We start from the raw sequence: 25,593 nt of genomic DNA on the forward strand, positions 1-25,593 counted from the left end.
GTGGTGCCGCCGATACTCCAAGGGGACCGCGCCACCGCCGGTGCCGCATCGAGGGGAGGAATCAATGCTCCGAAATCAATTGAATTCACTACGGACAGTGGAGGATTCGCTGGCCTACGGGCAGCCGTACGAAACTTCCGACGGCACCACGATCATCACCGTCACCAGGACCGGCGGTCTGCTGCGCACCGCTCGTCCGGTGGGTGCGTTCGTGGTCCATAACGGCGAGGTCAGCTGGACGCCCGCGGTCGATGCGACCCGGATCGCGCTGATGGGTGAATTGATCGGTCTGCTGGCCGCGGTCATCGCCACGCTCGCGGTGCTGCGCAGGCCGCCGTGGCCGGATCTATCGCGGGTGGTGGCAATCGGACGGGACTCACGACACACTTGATCCCGTGAATCGCATGCCACTCGGAGATATCGACCGGGGCGGTCCGCCGTGACCGCACTCGCACGCGGGGAAAATCGCCCCGCGCCCGGCGACCGGATGATCGTGACCGTCACCTGCGCAGCGCCGGTCGATGTGTCGGCGCTGCTACTGGGCGCCGACGGGCGGGTCCGCTCCGATGCCGACTTCGTCTTCTTCAATCAGCCGGCCGGCCCCGGTGTCACCTATCGGCACGGCCGCGGTGCCGGCGATATGGTCGATGTACAGACCTCCGCACTGCCCGCCGATGTCGACAAGGTCGTGGTCACCGCCAGCCTCGACGGCAGCGGGCCGCCGACCTTCGCGGGCGCGAGTTCGCTGACCGCGACGATCGGATCCGATGCCGGAACGCTGACCTTCCCGATGACCGGGCTGAGCACCGAGACCGCCGTGGTGTGCGTGGAGATCTACCGGCGTGGCGGTGCGTGGAAGGTGCGCGCGGTCGGGCAGGGCTATGACAACGGGCTGGCCGGAATCGCGACGGCGTTCGGTGTGAATATCGACGACGAACCCGAACCCGAACCAACGCCCGCATCCGCCCCACAGCAGTACCAGCCGCAACCTCCGGTGCCGCCTGCTGCTGCCGCGCCGCAACACCCGGCCCAGCCGCAGGCTCCGGCGCCTCAGTACCCCGCCCAGCCGCAGTACCAGGCACAGGCTCCCGTTCCACCCGCCTATCCCCCGTCCGGCGCCGTACCGCCGCCCCCACCGATTGCACCCCAGCAAGGAGCGCTGCCGATGCAGAGCGAACTGTTCAATCCGAGCCACGCCGAGGTCAACGGCATGGGCATCCAGAAGCAGGGCGGCAAGATGATCAAGGTCGCCGTCAATGGCGAGACCATGGCGCGGGCCGGCTCGATGGTCGCCTACCAGGGCGACCTGCACTTCAAGGCGCTCGGTTCGGGCGGTATCGGCCGTGCGATCCAGCAGCGGCTGACCGGTGAGGGTGTGCCACTGATGCAGGTGTCCGGTCGAGGTGATCTGTTCCTCGCCGATGCCGCCGCCGATGTGCACACTGTCGATCTCGACGGCACCGATGGGCTCACGATCAACGGCTCGAATGTGCTCGCCTTCGATACCTCGCTGTCCTACAACATCCAAAGGGTCCAGGGCGCTGCCGGTTTCGCCAGTAACGCGGGCTTCTTCAACTGCGTGTTCACCGGGCGCGGTCGCATCGCCATCACCACCCACGGCTCGCCGGTCGTCCTCAATGTCGACCAGCCCACCTACGCCGACCCACAGGCCGCGGTGGCCTGGTCGTCGAGCCTGTCCACCGGCATCAAGCGCAACGACTCCTTCGGCCTCGGCCGCCTCATCGGCCGCAGCACCGGCGAGGGCCTGACGCTGTCGTTCTCCGGGCGCGGCTTCGTCATCGTGCAGCCGTCGGAACTGCCGCCGGGCGGTTTCATCGGCGGAACCGGTGGTGGTCAAGAGGCCGGACAAAGCGGCGGCGTGCTCGGCGGCTTGTTCGGATAACCGTCCTGTGCTGGAACCGGCTGCGCCACAGCCGGTTCCAGCACTGTGGATCAGTTCAGCAGACCCCGCCGGACCAGGAGCGGTTCGATTTCGGGGGCGCGGCCGCGGAAGGATTCGAAGGCCTCGAGCGGGTCGACCGAGCCACCGCGCGAGAGCAGTTCGCGACGGAAGGCCTCACCCTTTTCCCGGATGGAGGCGTCGCCCTCGTCGAACCACTCGACGGTGTCCGCGTCCAGCACCTCGCTCCAGATGTAGGAGTAGTAGCCCGCCGCGTAGCCGCCGGAGAAGATGTGGGCGAAGTAGCCGGTCCGGTAGCGCGGCGGAATCGCGTCGATGGCCAGACCCGCCTTGCGCAGCGCTTCCTCCTCGAACGCCTCGGCATCGGTGTCGGCCAGCGCCTCGGGTGCGGGCACGCGATGCCACGCCCAGTCCAGCAGTGTCGCGCCGAGGTATTCGACGGTTTTGAAGCCCGTACCGAAACGTGCGGCCTCGGCCATCCGCTCGACCAGTTCGGTGGGCATCGGCTCACCGGTCTCGAAATGCCTTGCGTAGTTGGCGAGTACCTCCGGTCGCGACATCCACATCTCGTTCACCTGGGACGGGAATTCGACGAAGTCTCGCGGTACTTCGGTGCCGGAGAAGAAGGGGTACATCACATCCGAGAACAGTCCGTGCAGTGCGTGCCCGAACTCGTGGAAGAGCGTGCGCACATTGTCCCAGGTGAGCAGGGCGGGTTCGCCGACGGACGGCTTCACGATATTGAGGTTGTTGACCACCACCGGCCGCTTCCCCAAAAGCCGTGACTGGCTGACCAATGCGTTCATCCACGCCCCGCCGCGCTTCGACGGTCGCGCGAAGAAGTCACCGAGGAACAGTCCGAGCGCATTGCCGTCGGCATCGAAGACTTCGAAGATCCGCACTTCCGGTTGATATCCGACCAGATCCTCGCGCTCCTGCAAGGTGATCCCGTACACCTGCTCGGCGGCGAAGAACACGCCGTCGCGCAGCACCCGCTCGAGTTCGAAATAGGGACGCAACGCCTCCGCATCCAGCGAAAAACGTTCGGCCCGAACCTTTTCCGACCAGAACTGCCAATCCCACGAGCGCAGCTGCTGCCCACCCATGGCTTGGGCCAACTCGGCTGCCTCACGCTCCGCATTGGCCACCGCGGGCGCAACCAAACGCCCGAGCATTTCCTCCACCGCCGCAGGGGTTTTCGCGGTCTGATCCTCGACCACATACGCCGCATGATCTGAATAGCCGAGCAGCGCGGCACGTTCGGCTCGCAGTGCCGCGATACGCACGGCGAGCGCACCGTTGTCACCCAGCCCTCGCCCCAACGAAGCCGTCATCACCCGCTGCCGCACGTCTCGGTCGGCCAGTTCCGCCAGCACGGGCTGGTTCGAAACGTTCTGCAGCCGAAGCGCCCATGCGCCGTCGCGCCCCAACTCGCGAGCGTTCTCCGCGGCGGCTGCCACGGCGGCGTGCCCCAGCCCCGCCAGTTCGGCCGCCGACTCGACGACCACCGTCGCACCATTGGTCGCCGCCAAAATGTTCTGCCCGAATTCCGTTGCCGCCGCAGCGAGTTCGGCATTCAACTCACGCAACCGCGCCTGCCCGGCCGCGTCCAGCCGGGCCCCCGCCCGCACGAACCGAATGTGATATCGCTCCAGCAGCCGCGCTTGCTCGGGATCCGATCCCAATTCCTCCCGGCGGCCGTAGAGCGCCTCGACCCTCGCAAAGAGCTGGGGATCCAAATAGATCGCATCCCGATGTGCCGCCAGCTTCGGCGATACCTCGGCCTCGATCGCATCGGTGGTCTCGCTGGAATCGGAGCTCGTGATATTGAAGAACACCTTCGCGACCCGAGTGAGCATCGCTCCCGAACGCTCCAACGCCGCAATGGTATTCGCGAAACTCGGCTCCTCCCCGCTCGACGTGATGGCGGCAACCTCTGCCAATTGCTCGGCCATCCCTCGCTCGAACGCGGGCAAATAGTGCTCCGTACCGATCTCGGCGAACGGAGGAAGCTCATACGGCAGCGCACTTGGCTCGAAGAACGGGTTGCTCGTCATAGGTGAACCCTATGCTCCGATCACGCTCCCCTGGCAGCGAAATCGCTGGCGAGCAAGATCCACAGCGCTGACGACGGCGGCACCACGCCGTCCGCCGCGATCGGTAATGTCGAGCGGGTGAGTAGCTGGGTGCGCCGAAAGTTCCACAGAGTCGGACGATTCGATCGGGCGGTCGGGAGCGCGGTCGCCGAATTACCGGCCTCCATGGTCGACAACGGCCTGCTGCGGGTCACCAAGAGCGCCGATTTCAGCGCGCTGTGGCTGGTCTGCGCCGCATTGCTCGCCACCCGCCAGGGCACACCGCGGCGGGCCGCGCTGCGTGGAGTCGTCTCCGTCGGGGGCGCGAGCCTGGCCGTCAACCTCGGACTCAAGACGCTCGTTGCGCGGCGCCGACCGGCCGCCGAACTTTTGCCCGCATACCGGCGGCTGTCGCCGGCCCCGAAGTCCTCCTCCTTCCCCTCCGGGCACAGCGCCTGCGCGGCGGCATTCGCCACGGCGGTCGCACTCGAAAGTCCGCGCACCGCACTGGTTGTCGCCCCGCTTGCGGCCACCGTCGCCTACTCGCGGGTGCACACCGGCGTGCACTGGAGCTCCGATGTGCTCGTCGGGGCGGCCGTAGGTTCCGGTATCGCATTAGCCACCCGACGCTGGTGGCCGGTGCGTGAATCGGACGAGGCACAGGCCAGACTGGTCCGTGAGGCGCCCGCGCTGGAGGCGGGCAAGGGTCTTCTGGTGTTGGTGAATCCGGTTTCCGGCGATCCGAACTACGATCCCACCGCCGATATCATCGCGGCCCTGCCCGCCGCCACCGTCCTGCGCACCGAACCCGACCTGGATGCCGCCGAACAACTCGAGCGGGCGCTCGCCGAAAACGCCGAGCCGGTGCTGGCGTTGGGCATCGCCGGTGGCGACGGCACCGTGGCGGCCGCGGCCGCGGTGGCGCTGCGGCACGAGTTGCCGCTGGCCGTCATCCCTACCGGCACGCTCAACCATTTCGCGCGTGATCTCGGCGTCTACGATTTGCGCGAAGTTATCGATGCGACCGGTACTGGCGAGGCGGTCGCGGTCGATATCGCGCGCGTCGAATACGGTGACGAAACCGGTTCACACACTAGGCATTTGATCAATACCGCCAGCATCGGCGCCTATCCGGACCTGGTGCGGCTGCGCGAGCAATGGCAAGCACGCTGGGGCAAGTGGCCCGCCTTCGCGGCCGCGCTGGTGGTCACCCTGCGCCGGGCCGAACCGATCGAGATCTATCTCGACGATCGCTGGCAGCGAGTGTGGTTCCTGTTCATCGGCAACGGCCCCTACCATCCGCACGGCGCCGTACCCGCCTTCCGCGACCGGCTCGACGCCGGACTGCTCGACGTCCGCTGGCTGCGCGCCGACCTGCGCTGGTCACGCACCCGCGCATTGGTGGCGCTGCTGCTGGCCGCGATCGGCCACAGCAAGGTCTACGGCGAGCGCCGCCTACCCGAACTGTATGTGCAATTGCCCAGGCCGGAGGCGCTGGCCACCGATGGCGAGGTGATCGGCAAGGCCACCCGCCTGCACTTCGCGATGGCGGGCCAGCTCGCTGCCTACCGCCGCGACGAATCGAACCCCCGCTGGGCCGACCGGTTCCGCCCGCACCACCGCCGGGCCCCCTGGCTCCGCGATGCCTTCCGCACGAACCGATGAATTTTCGACGGGAGCGACGTCGATACCGGTATGACGACGCACACGCTGGAAACCGCCGGAGCCGACATCGTGTACGACGTGCACGGGCCGCTGCCCACTGACGGGGGACGCCCGCCACTGGTCATGATCGGGCAGCCCATGGATGCCGGTGGGTTCAGCACGTTGGCCTCGTACTTTCCGGATCGCACGGTGGTCACCTACGATCCGCGCGGGCTAGGCCGCAGCACACGCAAGGACGGCCGGGTCGACAACACACCAATGGTCCAAGCCGAGGACGTGCACGCCGTGATCGAGGCGCTCGGCGCGGGCCCGGTCGAGTTGTTCGGGAGCAGCGGCGGCGCGGTCACCGCGCTCGCGCTGGTAGCGGCCTATCCGAACGATGTCAGCACGGTGGTGGCCCATGAGCCGCCGCTCATCCCGGTGCTGCCCGACGCGGCCGCCGCGGAGCGCGCCCGTGCTGGAGTTCGCGACGCATACGAGGCCAAGGGCTTCGGGGCGGGCATGGCAAGTTTCATCGCGATGACCTCGTGGCAGGGTGAATACACCGGCAACTACTTCGCCCAGCCCGCCGCCGATCCCGCCATGTTCGGAATGCCGAGCGAGGACGACGGTTCCCGGGACGATCCGCTGCTGTCCGACCGGTCCTGGGCGATCAGCAGCTACCTCCCCGATATCGCCGCGCTTTCGGCCGCACCGACCCGGGTTGTGATCGCCGTCGGCGAGGAGTCCGCGGGCACCTTCACCGCACGCACGTCGGCGGCCACCGCCGCGCTGCTCGGCCAGCAGGCAACCGTGTTCCCGAGCCATCACGGCGGCTTCCTCGGCGGCGACTACGGGTATCCGGGTCAGCCCGAAGCCTTCGCACGCACACTGCGCGAGGTCCTGGCCGGACAATAATGACGGAAGTATGACGCGCTGCTCGGCGGGGACTTTCCGGATCGGACCGCGGGTTGTACGTGGGGCCGATATGAGGAGGTCAGGTGGCACAGGAATACAACCGGAACCCCGCCGCGGTGGACGCGCTGTCGCCCGAGCAGTACCACGTCACCCAGCAGAACGGGACCGAGCGGGCGTTCACGGGCGAGTACTGGGACAATCACGAGCCGGGTATCTACGTGGATGTGGTCTCCGGTGAACCGTTGTTCGCCTCGGTCGACAAGTTCGACAGCGGTTCGGGATGGCCGAGTTTCACGCAGCCGATCGACAGCGAGAACGTCATCGAGAAGCGGGATTTCAGTCATCTGATGATCCGCACCGAGGTGCGTTCGACGCACGGTGACAGCCATCTCGGGCATGTGTTCACCGACGGTCCGCGCGCGGCGGGCGGCCTGCGGTATTGCATCAACTCAGCGGCCCTGCGGTTCATCCACCTCGATGACCTCGAGGCGGAAGGCTACGGTCGGTACAAGACTCTGTTCACTAAGGAGGACGCGTGAGCGACACGCGAAAGGCGATTCTGGCCGGCGGATGCTTCTGGGGCATGCAGGACTTGATTCGTAAGCAGCCGGGGGTGATTTCGACGCGCGTCGGCTACTCCGGCGGGCAAAACGATCACCCCACCTACCGCAACCACCCGGGCCATGCCGAGGCCGTCGAGATCACCTACGACCCGGCGCAGACCGACTACCGGGCGCTGCTGGAGTTCTTCTTCCAGATCCACGATCCGACGACGAAGGACCGCCAGGGTAACGACATCGGCTCCAGCTACCGTTCGGCGATCTTCTATCTGGACGACGAGCAGAAGCGCGTCGCGCTGGAAACCATCGTCGATGTCGATGACTCGGGCCTGTGGCCGGGCAAGGTGGTCACCGAGGTGACCGCGGCGAGTGCGTTCTGGGACGCCGAGCCCGAGCACCAGGACTACCTGCTGCGCTACCCGGACGGGTACACCTGCCACTTCCCGCGACCGGGCTGGAAGCTGCCGAAGCGGCAGACCGCACAGTAGGTTGTGTGCCGCAATTGATTGCGGCACAAGGTATTCGACGCGCCGGGCACCCCTTGACAGCACGGGGGTGCCCGGCGGACGATCGGCGAAATGACCGGCAGCCATCAGAACGATTATGTACTGGTGAGGGATTCGAGTTCATTGCGCAACTCCGCGACTTCGGCGGCCAGCTCGTCCCGCAGCTGTTCGCGTTCCCGGAGGCCGGCGCGCAGGTTGTCCACCGTGTCGTTCATCGCCGCCAATTTCCGGTCGGCGCCGGTCAGCCGCCACTCGACGACCGCGCGACGGTCGATCTCCGTGCTGGCGTACATCACCCAGCCCACAACGTAATCCAGCCACTCCGGCTGTTTGGGCATTCGCTGATCCGCATCCCACCCGTGCCGCACCGACGGCTTCGATGACAGCACCCGATCGGCGCTCGGTCCCGTCAGCTGCACGAGGTCGAACTTTCCGGCACTCGTCACCACCGCGGTGAGGCGGAAGCGCCCGGCGAGGTGCATCCGCAACTCCGCCGCACCCCGGCCATCGGTATCCATCGCACCCAGCCACGGCCCCTCCGCCACATCGATGATTGATCCGAGCACCCCAAGTTGCCCGGCACTTCGTCGCCCCCGCGTCACCCGCTCGCGGAGGTCCTCGGGCGTTGCGGACATCTGATCCCAGTGCATGGCGCCTCCCTGTCTCACGTTCTGACTATCGACAGTTTCACCGCTCGGCCGCGGGTGTGAGGGCGCGGCGCGCCAGGGTCAGCCATCGGAGTTGTCCGGCTCGGGCTACGGCGTCGTCGGGCGCGGTGGTCAGCAGCAGGATCACATCGTCGACGGTGACATCCGGATACACCGAACCGTCGCGGTGCGCGGCGGCGACAAGTTGTTCCACCGCGGCGCGGCCACGCTGCTGGATTTCGTGCAGTGCATCCTCGGCCAGTCCGGTGACCGCGAACCTGAGCAGTCGTTCCTGGCGCATATCGATCACGACGGCCTGCAGCAACGCGACGATCTCGCAGATCGCCGAACCGGTGCCGTCGGCGACCCGGGCCAGTGCCGCGTCCAGCGATCGACCGATCACAGCCGCCAAGTCGGCGACGATGGCGTCGATGAGGTCCTTTTTGGTCGGGAAGTGCCGGTAGAGCGTCCCGACCGCAACGCCCGCCGCCGCGGCGATCTCGTCCATGCCGATGCCGGGGCCACGGTCGATCACGAGGTCGCGGGCGGCCGTGCGAATTGCTTCCCGATTGCGCAGCGCATCGGCGCGCCGGGTGGGACGTTCGGTCATCGTTCTCCTTGCCCAGAACATGAACTACTGGTTCACTTTAATGGTGAACGCATCGTTCATGTTAGGAGGAACGCTGATGAGCAGATGGACCGACGCCGAAATTCCCGACCAGAGCGGACGCATCGCCGTGGTCACCGGGGCCAACACCGGACTCGGCTACGAGACGGCCCGGATGCTGGCCGAACACGGTGCCGTCGTCGTCCTGGCCTGCCGCAACACCGACAAGGCCAAGGATGCGGCAGATCGGATCCGCACATTGGTACCCGAGGCCACTATCGACGTCACCGAACTCGACTTGGGTGCGCTGAAGTCGGTCCGTGACGCGGGCGCGACGATCCGCGATCGCTACGACCGCATCGACCTCTTGATCAATAATGCCGGAGTGACCGGCTTGACCGGCACCACGGCGGATGGCTTCGAAATCCAATGGGGCATAAATCATCTCGGCCACTTCGCGTTGACCGGACTGCTGCTCGACCGGATCGCAGCGGCACCGGCCGGACGTATCGTCACGGTCAGCAGCATCGGTCATCGGTTCGGCCGCATCGACGCCGACGACCCGGCCGCGCCGACCGGAAATGCCTATGCCAAATCAAAACTCGCCAATCTGCTGTTCACCCACGAACTCGACCGCCGCCTCACCGATACGCATGCGATAGCCGTGGCCGCGCATCCCGGTGGCTCGAACACCGAGATCTTCCGCTACTCCCCCGCGGGCTTCCGGTTGCCGAATCTCGCCATCGCCCGCCTGCTTGGCCGAACTCCCGCCATGGGTGCGCTGCCCACCCTCCGCGCCGCCACCGACCCGGACGTCAAAGGCGGCGAATATTACGGCCCCTCAGGGCTATTCGAGATTCAGGGCTATCCCGTGCGGGTCGAATCCAGCGCACGGTCGCGCGATGTCCGGCGGCAGCGGCGGCTGTGGGAAGTGTCCGAGGAATTGACCGGTGTCGGCTTCGGATAAGGAACGGGACCGGGTGCCGCGATCCAGTCCCGTCACCCGATCAGCCCAGCTGATAGTCCTCGCGCGCGAGCGAGAACCAATGGCCGGTGCGGGTATTCGCGCACTTCATACTGGACGTCCGGCTCTCGCAGAACACTTCGCCGGACCGGAAGGACTGACCGTAGCCGAGGATCGGCAGACTGCTGTCCCGGATCGTGTCACCGTGGCAGGTGAACCGTGCTGGATCCCCCTGGAACAGCACGATGCGGTCGCCATACGCCTGATAGCAGTTGCTCGGCTTGGCCGGCGCCGCATACGAACGGTCGCCGATCTCGCAGACCGCGCCCTTATCGGCAACCACACAGGTCATATTTCCGGACGGCGACCGAAACCCGTTCGACAGATCCGGCTGCTGCGCCCCCGCCACCCCGAAGGCCAACATCGACCCGCACACCGCCGCCAATGCCGCGATACCCACCCGATTCATCATTCGAACTACCCCCAATTCACGATCCGATGCGGCAGGCCACGCCTGCCGATCGACACCGGACCACACACAGAAGTTCGCGGATCGACCGAAAAGCGTATCGGTGGCGCATGCCACCAGTTCCGCTGGCAGCGGACTTGCCCAGCTCAGCTGGTGCCGGAAGCCCCGGTCTGACCGGGGGACGCGCCGGTGCAGGTCAGGATCGTGCGCAAGACCAACTCGGGGTCGTCGATCATCGGAACGTGCCCGACGCCGGGGAGAACCTCGAACGTGACACCCGGCAGGCGCTGCTGGGCGATCGTGCCATTGACCGCCACCGGAAAGATGCGGTCGGCCTGTGACCAGGCCACGGTGATCGGGCAAGGTAGTCGCTCGAAATCCGCGATCGCATCTCGGGTGTTCAGCAGATCATCGGTGACCGTGCAGCCGAGCAGATCGGCGACGATGCCCGCGGCCGCCGATGCTTCGAGGCGATCGCCGTGTTCGGCGATGACCCGCAAGGCCGAGCGCCGAACCAGCGATGACCGCAGAGTCAGCGGTGCGAGCGGCCGGGTCAGGCGCGCGAAGGTGACGTTGCGCGCGATGGTCGCGGAGGAATCGGCATGCCCGGTACCGCCCGCATCCCAGAATCCGGCCGGTGAAAGCGCACAGACCGTGCGGGCACGGCCCCGGCGCGCCAACTCGATGGCAGTCCACCCGCCGAGTGAGTTCCCGACCAGATGCGCTGTCGCCCAACCTTTTTCATCGAGCAGCCGTTCGACCTCGTCGACAAAGTCGGCAATCCGCGCGGGCCGCCTCGCCACCGCCGCCCCACCCCGATGCCCCAGCGCGGTCGGCGCAAGCACCTGGTACCGGGCAGACAACTGCGGAATCAACGGATCCCACACGCGCGCCGACATCGCCACACCGTGCAACAGCACCAGCGGCTCACCGCTCATCGGACGCGTCCCGCATTGACGTTCATGGCCTGTCTCCTCGTCGATGTCGCCTCGGTACAGGTCTACATCAACGGGCCTGCATGCGCCGAACGGCCGTGCGGAATCGTGGATTACATACGATAGCTCCTGGCCTGCGTGCTGGTTGCGGACCGCGCGGCCTGAGCTTGTCGCACCTCAGTCGCCTGCGCCACGTCACGAGCAACCTTGGCGTGCGCCTCCCTGGTGCTCAGTTTGTCCGCCGCCACCTCGCTGAGCCGGGTGAGCTGCTCGCGACGCAACCCATGCGCGACCGTAGTGCGTAGTTCGTAGTCGAGCTGGTCCAAACGGCGATACAGCTCGGTGAGCTGATCGGCACTGACCTTCGTATGGTCGACTCGCTCGACTTCCTCGACGAGATCGCGATATCGCATTTCCAGACTGCGCATTTCGTGGCCCTCCTTGCTTCCCCCGGCCTACTGCCGCTATGAACCCAGAATACGGACACCCGAGGACCGCGACGAGCTATTGTCCTTTCCCTTGGGGCACTCCGTGTTTCATGCTTGTCCTAGTTCGTGGGAGGGACGCGTGGGCGTGTTGGGTGGACCGCGCAGGACGAGTTCATCGCCGCCACTCGCGTCGAACTGGGGGTAACGGGCGTACGCCCGTTCAACGAGCTCGAGTGACGGTCCGCGGGCGCTGCGACCATCCGATCATTCGCGGTTGGTGTGGATGACGTGGACGGGGAGGTCGTCGGCCCAGGGTTGGCGGGTCACCATGTCGGCGACATTCACTGTGCCGCGCTCGAATTCGCCAGTGGCGGCGTCGACCAGGCGATAGGACTGGGTTTGTTTGTGGATGGGCTGGGCGTCCAGGATGACTACGCGGACTTCGCCGGGTTCGAAATGGCAGCGCTCTTGCATGGCGGTGATGAGTTGTTCGTTGTGCAAGTGGCCGTCGCCGAAATTCCAGCCGAGGGCGGTGCTGCAGATGCGTTCGCCGTCGGTGAGGGTGTATTCGTCTTCGTGGCCGGATGGCATGGCTCGATGCACGAGGGTGAACAGGGCGCGGCCGTGGGTGTTCATGGCGCGGAAGGCATATCCCATGTACATCGGGATCTGGGCGCGGTCTTTGCCGTAGAACCGTTCCAGTTGGGCCTGTGGCATGCTGGCGATCGCGACGATGCCGCGCCCGATCTTTTCGGCGGCGGAGGGTTTGATGCACCACATCGTGGTGTCCCAGTTACCGGCGTAGTAGCGCATGCCCGGTAGGAACGAAATCTGGTGCGGGAAAAGGTTTCCGGCGATCACGACGCCCGTGATGACCAGGAACAGCACCACCACCGGCACCGGATGGTGCAGATCGGCGAGTCCGAGATCGGCGTGCGCGACGAATAATGCGAGCACACCGAAGATCATGAACACGTTCCATTCCAGCGGGACACCCATCGGAATGGCGGTCAGGATTGCCAGATGGAAACACACCATCACGAATGCGGCGACCGCGGTCAGCCAGCCACCGTGGGAGAAGAACAGCACCAGCGGAATACACATCTCGACGGCCGTACCGCCGTGAGCGAAGATGCGGGACAAGCGACCCGGCCGCAGGTCGTCGGGAAAGTTCTCGAAGAACTTGCGCTTGAGCGACTTTCGCCGGAACACAGGACTGTTGGACATCATCGTGGAAACCACGAACGGAAAGTGCTTGTTCAGCTTCGATGTCGCCGCACCCATCCAGATCACGACAAAGACCAGCTTCGCGGCGACGATCATATCGGCGGCGAAGAGGAAGGTGACAGTAAGCGTGGCATAGACCTCCCCGCGAGCCGCCAGCAATATCACCTTGTCGCGCAACCCGATCAGCGCCAGCAGGCCGAGGATCACCGCGATCTGCCACACCGGAAGCAGTCCGACCGCCGTATCCAGCTCCGGCACCGCTCCGGTTCCATCGGATAGCAAGGCGACCACGGTCATCACCAATAGCGCTGCGTACAGCCCGATATCCACCGGCGAACGACTGTTTCCCTCGGTCAGTGGTACGACGCTCGGCCATGGCGGGAGCCGAATGGTCTTGGGCCGCAACCAATACAGAATCGACCCCATCGGCGGAAAGAACCTGTTGTTCAACGGACCGAACCCGCACCCGAGCCCGACCACCTCGAACAGCAGCGTGTACAGCACAACCTTTTCGAAGACGATCGGCTCTGACCACCACCCATCGACATTCGCGAATCCATCGATCCCCTTAGTGGCCAACGCGATCAGCCAGCCACCGAGAATATAAAGACAGACCTTGCCGACATAGAACAAATGCAGCGCGACAGGCGTCCCGAATCCCACCTCGGCCCAGTGCCGCGCCATCGGCCGGATCCGCTCACTGCGAGTGCCCTTGCTCCACTCCGCCATATCGACCACAGGCAGGTCGGGTTCGAGAAACCCCATCAAGCACGCTCCGATTCGCCGACACCGGAGCACCAAGCCGAGTCACGGACCCCGATGTGCTCCGATACGTTGACAGCTCGACCATTTGCTGTCAATAACGAGTCCCGACGAACGAGATGATGGCGTGGACGATTGGCGGGTAGCTGCTTTGACGGCCAAGGCTATCGTCGTTAGTTTTGTGTCGTGTCTGGTACTCCGCGCTTTCCTGGACTGAAGTCGGCCGATGCGGATTGGTTGGTGCAAACCGCGCTTGCGGTTGGTGCGGAACGAGGGTTCCCCCCGCTGGCGGTAGCAGTTGTCGACCTTGCAGGCGAGCTGATCGCGCTGCGGCGAGGCGACGGCGGTATGCCCATGACCAGCCGAATCGCGGCCGCCAAGGCGCGCACCGCACTGCTTGCACTGCGGCCCTCCGGCCAGATCGAACTGCCCGGCGGGATCGTAGACAGCATCCAACACCTCTACGGCGGCGACTTCGTCCCATGGGCAGGCGGTGTTCTGATCACCGACGGTGACTTGATCCTCGGCGCCGCAGGCGCATCCGGAGCCCACGCTCTCGAAGACGAAGCCGCTGTGCAAACAGCGGTGCAGCGGTGGCAGGACAACCGTTCCGCTGAATAGCCGGGCGCCCGCTGCTCACACTCGGGTGTCAGCCGAGACAAACGGATGTCCAATTAGTCCTTCCTGAATTACGTTGCAGGGCAATAGATCCCCCCTGCTGCGCACTTACGTCCGTGTGTCGTCGGATGCGGATGGCCTGGATTTTGCCGGACAACGTTCGGGCGTGGGTAAGCGCTCACGAAGTCTTGTCGCTCCTCGGCAGGTCCTCCGTGTTGGTCAGTGCTGCCCAGTAGTCATCGCGAAGCGCGTCCCACAGGTCGGCATGCACGGGGAGTAACTCGCGAGCGGTAACCAGATCGAACACGATCGTTCCGGCTTGTGCTTCCGGAAGTGGCGTCTGTGCGGGCAGGCGATATGCAGTGAACGATTCAAAGGTGAATTGCGCGCGCAGGATGCGCGGAGCGCGTTCCACCAATTGCCACACTGCGGTCTTGCGGCCGTCCTGGGTTCGCGTGGTACGCAACCTATCTCGACGCATCATTCTCCCTCGTAGTTGGTGCGCCCGATGCCGGGGGACGCGACACCCCGGCACCGGGACGACTGAAGGGCTGGTCCGCCCATTCGCGGAAGGCACATGCGAACCGTCCGATCACATCGGCCGGGACGCCGGTGTAGCTTGCCGGCGGTCCGACAAACGGATAGCGTTGCGGCAGTTTCGAATTGGTCATGGTTCCGCCCGTCGTGGTGTGGCCGCGACACCCGGTGTCGGGATGCATACAAACCATCGCTCCGGTTCCCGGGAGATTGAAGCCGCATGACCGCTACGGAACCTCTACGCTGCGAGTACGGACCGACGATTACGGGTGGGCGAATCGCGATGATCGTGACCAGATGGACAGGGGTCGAGGTTAAAGTCATGCGGCTGGCGGCCCTGCGTATGACGCAAAAGGAGTTCGCCGAGAAAATCGGGTGCACCGAAGCGGTCATACGAAAATGGGAAAGCAGGGGTGCGACCATAACTCTGGCCGGAGAGTATGCGGCGGCGATGGATACGCTCCTGGGGCGCCTAGATGGACACCAGCGTGAGCGGTTCGAGGCGAGCATGCCGGATATCCCCGGCAAGCCGACGGCTCCCCCAACCCCGCTTCGATCAGTCGACGCCGATGGCTTCGACACCGGCCTCGAGATTGCCGCGCGAATACAGCGACTCGGGGACCTCCACGCCGATGACGACATAGCTGCGGTTTTGGCGCTCACCGTCGATGATCTGGTCGACCGTTACGAGCTCGAAGGCCCGCGTGTTCTCGCGCCGGAGGCGGTCGCGGCGCGCCGACGAGTTGAGGAGTTGCTGCAGCAGCGGCGCCACCCGGCGCAGATCGCGCACCTCTACCGGCTTGCGGGACGGTTGTCCGGTGTTCTCGGGTATATGGCGGTCAACCGAGGGATGTTCGGCCGCGCCAAGATGTATTGCCGAGAAGCATCTGCCATCGCGACACGTACGGAGGACAGCGATCTGCAAGCTTGGGTGCTCGGCACCGAGAGCTTCTGCGCCTATTACGAAGGACGCTTCATCGACTCGGTTGTGCTTGCACGCGAAGGGATCCGCCTGTCGGGCCAGAGTCCTCAATCAATTCGTCTGTACTCGAATGGTCTTGCCCGTGCGCTCGGCAAGCTGGGCGACGCGACTGGAGTCGCGGAGGCGATCGACCGCGCGACCGAGATAGCGACCCGGCACAAAACCGGGCTGGGGCTGACACCAGCCCTGACGTTTGCCCCATACGGCGAGGCTCGACTCATGGCCAACGCGGCGACTGCCTATCTGTCCGCTGGTGACTACGAGCAGGCGTTGCAGTTCGGTCAATATGTCGAAGATCGCGTCGACGAATCCGACTCGGTCTGGAGTCGGTCACTGGTCCGTCTGGATCTTGCGACCGCGCTCATTCAGCGACAGTCTGTAGATGCCGAGCAGGCTGCGCAGCTGGGGATGGAGGCTCTGGCTGCATCGAATGACCGGCCGATTCGGTCGGTATGGCAACGTGCTCACGAATTGGGCGACGTAATCGGGGCGCTATCGACTTCGGCGTCGAGGGACTACTTGGGAGCTCTGCACGCTTGGTCTTCGTCTGCGCGATACTTCGCCGCGCCGGAGGGTAGCTAGCGGGCGAACGGGATGATCGCGTGGTCGCGCCAGACGTACTGTCTGCCATCGCGTCGCAGTTCCACAAGGTGCACATCATCGACCCGAACCGTCACCGGTGCGAGGTCCCGCAACTGTTCGACGGCGTCGACGAGACCGTTGGCCGCCTGTTGTTCGTTGATGTAGGCGATTCCGAGATGTGGTCGGAATTCTGATGTTTCAGTCAATTGGCTGCTCGGACGAAAAGCGGCGGTGCATTCCCTGAGTGACCGGTGGAGCTCGAGCAAAGGATCCCATGGTGCAACCGAAAACCTGATGGCACTGCGAGATCCGGCGAGAGGCCCGACGCTCAGGTCGAATGAGTTGACCCCGGCAAGCCGCTGACGAGCGAGTTCGGTCAATCGCGTGAGCTCGGTATCGGATACCTGATCGGTGTTGCCGATGCTCAGCACGGTGACGTGCAAGCTGTCCAGCGGCACGTGGTCGAGGGTGTCGGTTCCGAGTTGAGCCTGGCACTTCGAGGCCAGATCGGCCAGTGTCGGATCGCTGAACGTCAGGTACCAGTAGAAGCCGGATCGGCCAGGTACCCACCCTTTCAACGTCCAGTGGTCATGGAGTTCGGTCAGCTGACGGAACGCCGACCAGTCGTTGCTTCGGATGACGCCCGGCTCTGACGTCGACGTCGGACGCAACGGGGGAAACGGGAGTTTCGACGTGCCGGTCACGGCCTGTCAGCCGATCCAGTCGGCAAGCAGCTGATTGCTTCTACCCGTTCGGATTTCGGATTCGAGCCAGGTGTTGACGACGGTGTTGAAGAGGGTGTCACCCTTGGGCAGGAGGTATGCCTTGGGGGCGGAGTCGAAGGGGGTGTCGGGGTGTAGGACCTGGAGGGTGGGGTGGGTGCGTTGGCGGTAGCGGCCCTCGACCGAGTCGGTGACGAAGACGTCGGCGTTGTGTTGTTCGAGCTGGTCGTAGGTGGTGAGGTTATCGGGCCAGATGGTGAGTTGGGCTTCGGGGAAATTGGTGCGGGCGAAGGCTTCGTTGGTGCCGCCGCGGTTGACGATTACGCGGACCTCGGGGCGGTTGATCTGGTCGACGGTGGCGTAGTCGGCGGCGTCGGTACGGCGGACGACGGGGGTCTTGCCGTCGATGGAGGTGGGGATGGAGAAATCAGCGACGACGCGGCGGGCGGGGGTGTCGGAGATGCCGCCGACGGCGATATCGCAGCGTGCAAGGAAGTCGTCGGTCAGGGTGGACCAGGTGGTCGGAATCCATTGCGGGACAACATGCAAAGTGGCGGCGAGGTCGGTGGCGAGGGTGATGTCGACGCCGCGGTAGGTGCCGTCGTCTTCGCGCAGGGTGTAGGGCGGGTAGTCGCCGGTGGTGCAGACGCGCAGCACACCGGACTGCTGCACGGTGATCAGGTGCGATGCCTCCTGAGCGGTCGCGACGGGCCCCGTGGCCAGTAGCCAGCTCAGGGTCGACAGGACGGCCAGCGGCAGATATCGGAGCGGTCGGCGCATCGGGACAGGCTAACCGACCTGATAGTCGGCTGAGAACCCGACGAATGGGACACTTCCCAACCGGTGCCGACCGTTGATACTCATACTGGCCACCCACGAAGGAGTGCGACATGACCCTTATCGGCACCTTGCTCGGGTTAGCCCTGACGGTATTCATCCTGCTGCTACTCGCCCGGCTGGTACTCGATTGGGTAAGTGTGCTCGCCGACGGCAGGCACCCCCAGTGGGTGAACCGCGCCCGCGACCTGAGCCATTCCGCGACCGAACCGGTGATCGCCCCGGTGCGCCGGTACCTGCAGCCGGTCCGGCTGGGCGGACTCTCCATCGATCTGGCGTTCACCGTGGTCTTCATCGTCGCACTTGTCCTGCGTCAGATCTTCTTCAGCCTGTAGGCGATGGAACCCATCGCCTACGGCCCGCACCGCGACCAAGTGGCCGACCTGTACCTGCCCGCAGCGGACGGTCCGGCACCGCTGGTCGTGGTGCTGCACGGCGGATTCTGGCGAGCGCAGTTCGACCGCGAGCATGCCCGGCCGGAAGCGCAGGCGCTGGCCGCACTGGGCTATGCGGTTGCGAACCTCGAGTATCGCCGGGTCGGTGACAGCGGCGGTTGGCCGACAACCTTCGACGATGTCGCGCGGGCACTCGATGTTCTGCCCGGATTGATCGAAGATGCACGGCCGGGCCGCATCGATCAGAACCGCGTCCTCTACATCGGACATTCCGCAGGCGGGCATCTGGCGTTGTGGGCGGCACTACGGCATCGGCTGCCGAGCGAAAGCGCTTGGCGCACTGCGGTTGCGCCGCGGGTGGCCGGTGTCGTGGCCTTGGCACCGGCAGCGAATCTGGTCGATGCCTATCACCGCGGCAACGGCCAGGGCGCGGTCGCCGAATTGCTCGGCGGCCGACCGCAAGACTTTCCCGAGCGCTACGCCGCCACCGACCCCTCGGTGCTCGGCACCGCCGACATCCCCATCGTTGTCGTACACGGCGATCGGGACGAACGCCTGCCGATCGAAATGGCACGCGAGTACTGCGCGAAATCCGGCGCCGAACTCGTCGAGTTGCCCGGCATCGGACATTTCGAACTCATCGATCCCGATTCCACCGCATGGCCTTTCGTCGTACAGGCATTGCATCGGTGCCTCCACTGACCCGGTGCGCCGATAAGCGTGCCTGGGTAGTGCGCGAACGCGTCGCGCAGTAGAGCTTGCGGGCCACACCAACGTAAGCACCGGATTCCTCGGGCGGTACCGCCCATATTTTCGATCGACCCCCACACCGGCGAAATCGCCACCATCGTATACCGGACGCCCCCACCACGCGCGCCGCCGAAGGTACAGGATCTGCCCCCGCGACCTGGGTCAGAACTCGTCGAGCAGCGGCTTGCGGTCGAAATCGACGCGGTTGACGGCTATCGCGCCCGGCGTAGCACAGCAGTTGAATTCACTGCCCGATCGCGCATGCTCCGCGTCGCACGAGTAACACCGAAACCAGCGGTAACACTGCACAAGTGGGCGTCGAAGACGCCCGGGAACGGCGGTGTCTCCCAACATCATCGGTCCGGAGAGCGCTGTAGGATCAGGTCTCATGGGTTGGGAAGCCGGGCCCGGTTCAGGAGAAGGCTCGCGCGGCGACCTGACCGGACGCTGGACTGCCGCGCTGACAGGTGGGGCGCGTGATCATGTGGTACCGATGAGTGCGGGTGAGGCACGCATGCTGCTGACGCGGCTGGCTATGGAGTTCGAAACAGCAACGCAGACAACCGAATCCGCCGATCGGGTGGCCGAGTTGGGTGCGGAGTTGGCGCGGTCGCATTTCGTCGGCGACGAGGTGCTCGGGTGCAGCATCGCGGCGCTCAGCGCGCATTTCACCGAAGCGGGCACCATCGCGACGGATCGGCTGCCCGAATTACTGGCCGCCTTCACAAATGGGTATATCCGTGCATTCCGGGCATGGCTGCTGGCCGAGCAGGAGAGTGTCCGCGCCGCGGAAATCGCCGCCCGAAACGCCGTCGCCGAACAGTTGCGCGCGAGTGAGGCGCGGCTGCGATACCGCGCCAACCACGATCATCTGACCGGCCTGCCGAATCGGACGAAATTCATCGACACGCTCGCCGCCGCGTTCGCCGATCCGAGCGCCGACTTCGGCCTCTGCTATATCGACCTCGACCATTTCAAGCTCGTCAACGACACCTTCGGACACGCATTCGGCGACCAACTGCTCATCCAGGCCGCCACCCGCCTGCGCGCCTGCGCCCAACCCGGTCAATTGGTGGCGCGCATGGGCGGCGACGAATTCGTCGTCCTGCTACCGCAATCCCGGGAAACCGTGGCCGCGGTCGCGAAACAAGTGCTCGACGCATTCACCAAACCCTTCGACATCGACGGCCACCACCTCACCGTCACCGCGAGCATCGGCGTCATGGAGGAACGCACCGAACACACCACCGCCGATGAACTCCTGCAGGCCGCCGACACCACCATGTACTGGGCCAAGGCCGCGGGTCGCGGCCGCTACGCGGTCTTCGACGCCGATCGCGGCCGCCGCGAACACACCCGCGCCGAACTCTCGGCGGCCATGCCCGCCGCACTGCTCCGTGACGAACTGTTCCTGGACTACCAGCCAATCGTCGCTCTCACCGACCAGCGGATCGTCGCGGTGGAGGCGCTGGTGCGCTGGCGGCATCCGCACCTCGGCGTACTCGCCCCGGCGCAATTCGTGGATCTCGCCGAGGACAACGGCCATATCGGCGCATTGGGCGCGCAGGTGCTCGAACGGGCGTGTCGCGACAGCCGGGACTGGCACGACCGGTTTCCGGGCCGGACGCCGATCGTGAGCGTCAATGTTTCCGCCGCCGAGGTCGCCGACCCCACCTGGCTGGAGCGGGTTCAGGACGTCATCGCCGAGACCGGCATCCCACCGGACCGGCTACAACTCGAACTGACCGAGCGGGCGTTCATGCACACCACCGGTCGCCCGCTCCAGGCATTGCGCACGTTGTCCGAGGCGGGGGTCCACATCGCCATCGACGATTTCGGCACCGGATACTCCAATCTCGCCTACCTGGGCCAGTTGCCGCTCGATGTCGTCAAACTCGCGGGACCGTTCATCCGCTGCATCCGCACCCCGGAATCCCCCGGTGCCACCGATCTGCTGGTGCTCGAATCCATTATCGAACTCACCCATGCCCTCGGCTTCACCCTGACCGCCGAATGCGTCGAAACGCAATATCAGGCCGATCGGCTGGAATCGCTCGGCTGCGACAGCGCGCAGGGCTGGCTTTTCCACCGCCCCATGCCCGTCGAGCAGATCACCGAACTACTGATCAGCTGATGGCATCAGATTCTTTGTGTCGCATGAGCATTGACCAATGCGAGTAGGAATTCCGTTGGCACGTCGGGCCATTCGGGATGCCAGCGTCCGGCGAGCTGATCTTCGTGCACGGCCGCGAGTGTGGCGACGACGTGTGGTCCCCCGTCCAGCAGATAGCGGACCGATCCGAGTTCGGCGCACTGGGCGGTTACCGTGGCCAGCAAGGTCTTTGCCACATCGGTGCGGCCAGCGGCGGCGAGGCAGGCGATCAACATCCGGCGTGCTTTCAGCAATTCCCTCGGCCGCTTGACGGATTCGAGCAGATCAACCCATTCCTGGGCCCATGCGCAGGCGAGTTCGGTCTTCTCGGGTACTTCCGCGGCGAGCAGCAGCCGGATCGCGGTGAATTCCTCGTACAGAACGGTGAATTCATCGATCGCGTCGATCGGCTCACGGCGGTTTCCGTATTCGACAACCGGCAGCGGACCGAATTCCGGATGCGGCGGCAATCCCAGTCGCAGCCGCTCGTTCTCCACCTCGGCGCCCAGCCGCGGCAATGACATCGAACGCGCGACGCGCGCACCCTCGTTCAATCGGCGAATCGCGGCCGCGCGATCGCCGCGCAATGCTTTGATACGGGCCCCGACGACATAGCGCGCCAATTTGAAATCGACAACACCCGCCTCGGGACCCAGCTTGTAGCCCTCGTCGAGCAGTCGCTCCGCATCCGCGACTTCCCCACGCTCATAAAGCAATTCGCCGAGCAGGGATCCGGCCAGCCGCGCGCCGTAGGAATGGCTGCCACCGGATTGCTTGGCCACCTTCATCGCCTTGCGGAAATACTGCTCGGCACTGGTGATATCGAGTTGCAGGCTCGCGGCCAGCCCGAGGAAGCACAGGCCGTGAATGTTGTTGTAGAAGCCTTTGTTCTGGCGCATATACGGTGCGGACCACTCCTGGATGCGCAGCGCCTCGTCGAAGTCGTAGCGATAACCCGCGGTGAAGGTGGCGACATTCGCACCGATCGCCACCACATACGGTGACAGTTCCTCGGCCCGGAAAAAGCAGGGCGCAAGCATGTCGTCGACTCCGGCCAGCGCATCCGCGCGCACCGCGACCACCGCACGCACCACACCGGCTTCGGCCCGCAGTCGCGCGGTGCCGCCTTCGTCGATTTCACCGTGATCCAGCGTCGATTCCGCAAGGCGCAGTGCGCGTTCGGCCGGTGCGGCCCGGTGCAGCAGAATATTCGCCCAGGCCAGATCCAGTTGCAGCCGTGGATGCGTTTCGATGATGGTCGCGGGCAACTTGTTGACCAGACCGATGAGACTGGCGAACTGCCCGTATTCGAGCAATGACATCCCGTCCCGCTCGACGATCTCGATGGCCCGCTGCTCGTCCCCCGCCAACAGGGCGTGATCGACGGCCTCGCTGACATGCCGATGCTCGGCCAGCCACCGTGAAGCCATCCGGTGCAATTCGGTGATCCGTTCGGGCCGATCGCGTTCCAGCCGCTGCTGCAGGAAGTCCTGGAACAGGTGGTGATAGCGGAACCAATTGCCGTCATCGAGCTTGCGCAGGAACAGATCCTGCAGTTCGATCTGCTCCAGCATCGCCTGCCCGTCCGGTACGCCGGTGAGCGCCGAGGCGAGTTCACCGCAGATCCGCGGCGTGATCGAGGTCGCCACCATGAAGTCGAGCGTTCCAGGTTCGAGGGTGTCCAGGACGTTCTCGACAAGGAACTCGCTGATGGCGTGGTGGCGACCGGTCAGATGGCTGATCAGCTCGCCGGGATCGTCGCTGCCGCGCAATGACAGTGCCGCCAGTTGCAGTGCCGCGACCCAGCCTTCGGTAGATTCCGTGAGGTCCTCGATATCGGCGCGATCCAGATCCAGTCCGCCCAGCTCGACCAGAAACGTATGGGCCTCCGCGATGTCGAAACGCAATGCGGTGGGGCTGATTTCGACCAATTCGTCGCGCGCCCGCATCGAACTCATCGGCAGCCCGGTCTGACTGCGGCTGGTGACCACCAGATGCAGCGTGGGACTGCAGCCTTCGAGCAGGTACCGCAATGCGCGGGTGGTGGCGGGATCGGTGGCACAGTGCCAGTCGTCGATGACGACCACGAGTTCCTCACCGCGCCGGTCGATATCGTTGATCAGCGAGGTCAGCACATAGCGTTCGGATTCGTCGCCGTGCTCCTCGAGCAGTTCGCCGAGTTCGCGCGCCAGCGAGGGCCGGGCGGCACGAATGGCTTCGATCAGGTGCGAGAGGAACCAGACGACGTTGTTGTCGTCGTGATCGACGGTCAACCAGGCCACCGCAACGCCCTGGGCGGTCAGCGCCTCGCACCATTGGGCGGCGAGGGTGGTTTTGCCGAATCCGGTGGGGCCGTGGATGACCGCGAGCCTGCGATTGCGTCCGTCGCGCAGCAGTGCGATCAAGCGCTGACGATCGACCAGCGGACGGTTGGCCACCGGCGGCCGCAAGCGGGTGGCGGGTACCGGTGGGGTGATGGTCGATGACGTCGCCGAGGTGCGGCGGCGGCCGGAGGTCGGTGTCGGTGACGGCCGATGTCCGACGGGTTCGGCGGCGGGCAGCGGTACCGGCATATCGTCGGGCGCCAGGCCGTGCCGCTCCTGGATCTCGCGCAGTTGTGCACCGAATTCGGCTGCGCTGGAAGGCCGTTCCGCGCGCTCACGGGACATCGCGCCTTCGATCGCGGCGGTCACGTCCGGGGGCAGGCCCGCCTCGCCGAGATCCGGTATCGGCTGTTTGGTGATGCGCAGGAACTGGGCGACCAGTTGCTCGCCGTTGCGTCGCTCGAAGACCGCGTGACCGGTGCTGGCGCAGAACAGAGTCGAGGCCAGACTGTAGATATCGGAGGTCACGTCCGGGACATGGCCCTGCAGCACCTCGGGCGCGGTGAAGGCGGGTGAACCGGTGATCGTGCCCGCGGTCGTCTCGAAGCCGCCGACCAGCCGGGCGATACCGAAATCGGCCAGCTGCGGTTCACCGTATTCGGTGAGCAGGATATTGCCGGGTTTCACATCGCGGTGCAGCAGGCCGCGTCGATGCGCGGTCTCCAGCGCGCCCGCGATTTTCACACCGATATGCAGTGCGTCCTGCCAGCCGATCGGACCGTGCTGCTGGATGCGGGTGTCCAGTGAGCCGTGCGGGTGGTACGGCATCACGATGTAGGGCCGTCCGGTCGCGGTGGAGCCCACCTCGAAAACACTGACGATATTGGGATGACCCGACAGCTTGCCCATCGCGAGCTGTTCGCGGACAAAACGTTCGAGATTCTCCGATTCCAGATCGGCGGTGAGCACCTTGATCGCCACCATGCGCTCGAGGGCGGGCTGGGCACACCGATAGACAACACCGAATCCGCCACGTCCGATCTCGGCGGCATCGGTGAACCCGGCGGCGGCCAGCTCTGCCGCGAACCCTGAGGTGAGGTCGCGTTGCGTGGAAAGCGGATCGATATGCGACACGACGACCCCGATTACTACCAGCCAGCTACTTCGAGCATATTCCCGTCGCGACGATTCCGCGCGCGCTCGGTAGGATGCCGCCGCAATTGCCTGCGGTGCAGGCGATCCTGGCCGCCGAAATGTCCGGCCACCGAAACTATTCCCGGTCCGCACACCGGGAGGCTACCGGTTGGCGAACTGTGTCACGCCCCGTGTCAGCCGCCGACGTGACGCAGCGGCTGCCCGAGATTCCATCCCGGGCAGTCCGGCACTAGCAGCGGCGGATCGGCATTTTCGACGAGCGATGCGAGCGTGCGAGTCTGCCTCGGGATTTCGGCACAGCGCCCAGCGAAGTTCAGCAAACGCCTACCCTTCGGCGATGGCCGCGAGCCGGTCGATGGACGCTTGGAGTTTGTCGGACGTGGTGGCGCGGGCGCGCGGGAGCCGATTCTCGTCGGTCAATCGCGACCAGTCGTAGGTATGTGTGACCCGAGTGTGCGCCGCGTCCACCGGCTCGAGCTCCCAGCGCCACAGATGGCCCGGCGGTTCGCTCGCCGGTTCCGCAGGCAGCCAGGCGATCCGGCGACCCTCTTCGAATTCCACGATGTGATTCTCGCGGATATGGCCCCTGGTGGTCGTCATGGCGAATACCTCGCCGACTTCCTTGACACGTTGGCCCGCCGGGGCTTCGGCCAGGTTGTCGTTGCCGTCCCACCGCGGCTGTTGCGCGGGATCGGCGATCAATTCGAAGATTTCATCCGCACCGGCCGCGATCTCCCGGCTGGCAGACACAATGCGTGGTACCTCGTTGTCGTCGGTCATACCATGATCGAAGCATCCGAGCCCGACTCCCGCCAAGTAATATGCCACCTATCGCATCACCGGACCGGCAGTTGCCGAGGCTCACCGCGGGACCAG

At 65.3% G+C, this 25,593-nt stretch carries 24 protein-coding genes; 12 read left to right on the forward strand and 12 right to left on the reverse strand.

The features are described from left to right. The first annotated feature begins 64 nt into the window (after positions 1-64). Together ACZ60G_RS26065 and ACZ60G_RS26070 are read left to right on the forward strand one after the other, a co-directional pair. Complete coding sequence (locus tag ACZ60G_RS26065) at positions 65-391, forward strand: hypothetical protein (protein ID WP_465813115.1); 327 nt, start codon at positions 65-67, stop codon at positions 389-391. 48 nt (positions 392-439) lie between these two features. Then, positions 440-1,903 (forward strand): AIM24 family protein, encoded by a 1,464-nt coding sequence (locus tag ACZ60G_RS26070; protein WP_465813117.1) that lies wholly within the window; start codon positions 440-442, stop codon positions 1,901-1,903. Positions 1,904-1,953: 50 nt separating this feature from the next. On the opposite strand, the gene ACZ60G_RS26075 is transcribed toward ACZ60G_RS26070, so the two are convergent. Beyond that, positions 1,954-3,978 carry a M3 family metallopeptidase gene (locus ACZ60G_RS26075; RefSeq protein ID WP_465813119.1) on the reverse strand — a complete coding sequence of 675 codons (2,025 nt, stop codon included), beginning with the start codon at positions 3,976-3,978 and terminating at the stop codon, positions 1,954-1,956. 117 nt (positions 3,979-4,095) lie between these two features. Here ACZ60G_RS26075 and ACZ60G_RS26080 point away from each other — a divergent pair, with 117 nt between their 5' ends. The 4 genes from ACZ60G_RS26080 (at position 4,096) to msrA (ending at position 7,606) form a co-directional block, all read left to right on the forward strand. Then, entirely contained in the window at positions 4,096-5,661 is a 1,566-nt protein-coding gene (locus ACZ60G_RS26080; protein WP_465813121.1) for a phosphatase PAP2 family protein, read from the forward strand. Between the two features lie 30 nt (positions 5,662-5,691). After that, the gene (locus ACZ60G_RS26085) at positions 5,692-6,558 is read left to right on the forward strand and encodes an alpha/beta fold hydrolase (protein ID WP_465813123.1); all 867 of its coding nucleotides are present in this window, start codon (positions 5,692-5,694) and stop codon (positions 6,556-6,558) included. Between the two features lie 83 nt (positions 6,559-6,641). Next, the gene (msrB, locus tag ACZ60G_RS26090) at positions 6,642-7,097 is read left to right on the forward strand and encodes a peptide-methionine (R)-S-oxide reductase MsrB (RefSeq protein ID WP_465813125.1); all 456 of its coding nucleotides are present in this window, start codon (positions 6,642-6,644) and stop codon (positions 7,095-7,097) included. Then, on the forward strand, positions 7,094-7,606 hold the full coding sequence (msrA, locus tag ACZ60G_RS26095) for a peptide-methionine (S)-S-oxide reductase MsrA (protein WP_465813127.1): 513 nt from the start codon (positions 7,094-7,096) through the stop codon (positions 7,604-7,606). The genes msrB and msrA overlap by 4 nt, the downstream gene beginning before the upstream one ends. A gap of 113 nt (positions 7,607-7,719) precedes the next feature. Here msrA and ACZ60G_RS26100 read toward each other — a convergent pair whose 3' ends face one another. Together ACZ60G_RS26100 and ACZ60G_RS26105 are read right to left on the reverse strand one after the other, a co-directional pair. Further along, positions 7,720-8,274 (reverse strand): hypothetical protein, encoded by a 555-nt coding sequence (locus ACZ60G_RS26100; protein WP_465813129.1) that lies wholly within the window; start codon positions 8,272-8,274, stop codon positions 7,720-7,722. 37 nt (positions 8,275-8,311) lie between these two features. After that, entirely contained in the window at positions 8,312-8,881 is a 570-nt protein-coding gene (locus tag ACZ60G_RS26105) for a TetR/AcrR family transcriptional regulator (RefSeq protein WP_465813130.1), read from the reverse strand. 76 nt (positions 8,882-8,957) lie between these two features. Between ACZ60G_RS26105 and ACZ60G_RS26110 the strand changes: the two genes are divergently transcribed. After that, positions 8,958-9,845: an oxidoreductase gene (locus ACZ60G_RS26110; protein ID WP_465813131.1), complete on the forward strand. Its 888-nt coding sequence runs from the start codon at positions 8,958-8,960 to the stop codon at positions 9,843-9,845. A 40-nt stretch (positions 9,846-9,885) separates the two neighbouring features. On the opposite strand, the gene ACZ60G_RS26115 is transcribed toward ACZ60G_RS26110, so the two are convergent. From ACZ60G_RS26115 to ACZ60G_RS26130, 4 genes are all read right to left on the reverse strand, one after another. Further along, positions 9,886-10,314 carry a DUF6636 domain-containing protein gene (locus tag ACZ60G_RS26115; RefSeq protein ID WP_465813133.1) on the reverse strand — a complete coding sequence of 143 codons (429 nt, stop codon included), beginning with the start codon at positions 10,312-10,314 and terminating at the stop codon, positions 9,886-9,888. 143 nt (positions 10,315-10,457) lie between these two features. After that, positions 10,458-11,249, reverse strand: a complete 792-nt coding sequence (locus ACZ60G_RS26120) for an alpha/beta fold hydrolase (RefSeq protein WP_465813135.1) — start codon at positions 11,247-11,249, stop codon at positions 10,458-10,460. Between the two features lie 110 nt (positions 11,250-11,359). Next, on the reverse strand, positions 11,360-11,674 hold the full coding sequence (locus tag ACZ60G_RS26125) for a hypothetical protein (RefSeq protein WP_465813137.1): 315 nt from the start codon (positions 11,672-11,674) through the stop codon (positions 11,360-11,362). A gap of 264 nt (positions 11,675-11,938) precedes the next feature. Further along, complete coding sequence (locus ACZ60G_RS26130; RefSeq protein WP_465813138.1) at positions 11,939-13,666, reverse strand: DUF3556 domain-containing protein; 1,728 nt, start codon at positions 13,664-13,666, stop codon at positions 11,939-11,941. Positions 13,667-13,849: 183 nt separating this feature from the next. Here ACZ60G_RS26130 and ACZ60G_RS26135 point away from each other — a divergent pair, with 183 nt between their 5' ends. Further along, positions 13,850-14,284: a GlcG/HbpS family heme-binding protein gene (locus tag ACZ60G_RS26135; RefSeq protein WP_465813140.1), complete on the forward strand. Its 435-nt coding sequence runs from the start codon at positions 13,850-13,852 to the stop codon at positions 14,282-14,284. Positions 14,285-14,459: 175 nt separating this feature from the next. Here the strand turns inward: ACZ60G_RS26135 and ACZ60G_RS26140 are convergent, their stop codons facing one another. Then, entirely contained in the window at positions 14,460-14,696 is a 237-nt protein-coding gene (locus tag ACZ60G_RS26140; protein WP_465813142.1) for a hypothetical protein, read from the reverse strand. A 444-nt stretch (positions 14,697-15,140) separates the two neighbouring features. On the opposite strand from ACZ60G_RS26140, the gene ACZ60G_RS26145 reads away from it, so the two are divergent. Then, on the forward strand, positions 15,141-16,382 hold the full coding sequence (locus ACZ60G_RS26145; protein WP_465813144.1) for a hypothetical protein: 1,242 nt from the start codon (positions 15,141-15,143) through the stop codon (positions 16,380-16,382). Here ACZ60G_RS26145 and ACZ60G_RS26150 read toward each other — a convergent pair. Beyond that, positions 16,379-17,086 carry a 2'-5' RNA ligase family protein gene (locus tag ACZ60G_RS26150; protein WP_465813146.1) on the reverse strand — a complete coding sequence of 236 codons (708 nt, stop codon included), beginning with the start codon at positions 17,084-17,086 and terminating at the stop codon, positions 16,379-16,381. The two genes, ACZ60G_RS26145 and ACZ60G_RS26150, sit on opposite strands and share 4 nt — an antisense overlap. A gap of 6 nt (positions 17,087-17,092) precedes the next feature. Beyond that, complete coding sequence (locus ACZ60G_RS26155) at positions 17,093-17,884, reverse strand: transporter substrate-binding domain-containing protein (RefSeq protein WP_465813148.1); 792 nt, start codon at positions 17,882-17,884, stop codon at positions 17,093-17,095. Positions 17,885-17,994: 110 nt separating this feature from the next. On the opposite strand from ACZ60G_RS26155, the gene ACZ60G_RS26160 reads away from it, so the two are divergent. From ACZ60G_RS26160 to ACZ60G_RS26170, 3 genes are all read left to right on the forward strand, one after another. Further along, entirely contained in the window at positions 17,995-18,276 is a 282-nt protein-coding gene (locus tag ACZ60G_RS26160; protein WP_465813150.1) for a YggT family protein, read from the forward strand. A 3-nt stretch (positions 18,277-18,279) separates the two neighbouring features. Next, a complete protein-coding gene (locus tag ACZ60G_RS26165) occupies positions 18,280-19,038 on the forward strand; it encodes an alpha/beta hydrolase family protein (protein WP_465813152.1) in 759 nt (252 codons plus the stop codon). Between the two features lie 436 nt (positions 19,039-19,474). Beyond that, positions 19,475-21,220, forward strand: a complete 1,746-nt coding sequence (locus ACZ60G_RS26170) for a putative bifunctional diguanylate cyclase/phosphodiesterase (protein WP_465813154.1) — start codon at positions 19,475-19,477, stop codon at positions 21,218-21,220. A gap of 5 nt (positions 21,221-21,225) precedes the next feature. On the opposite strand, the gene ACZ60G_RS26175 is transcribed toward ACZ60G_RS26170, so the two are convergent. Next, positions 21,226-24,696 carry a protein kinase domain-containing protein gene (locus ACZ60G_RS26175; protein ID WP_465813156.1) on the reverse strand — a complete coding sequence of 1,157 codons (3,471 nt, stop codon included), beginning with the start codon at positions 24,694-24,696 and terminating at the stop codon, positions 21,226-21,228. A 345-nt stretch (positions 24,697-25,041) separates the two neighbouring features. Continuing rightward, a complete protein-coding gene (locus tag ACZ60G_RS26180) occupies positions 25,042-25,497 on the reverse strand; it encodes an SRPBCC family protein (RefSeq protein ID WP_465813158.1) in 456 nt (151 codons plus the stop codon). Between the last annotated feature and the right edge of the window lie 96 nt (positions 25,498-25,593).

This window comes from Nocardia sp. NPDC102475 (assembly GCF_055584605.1).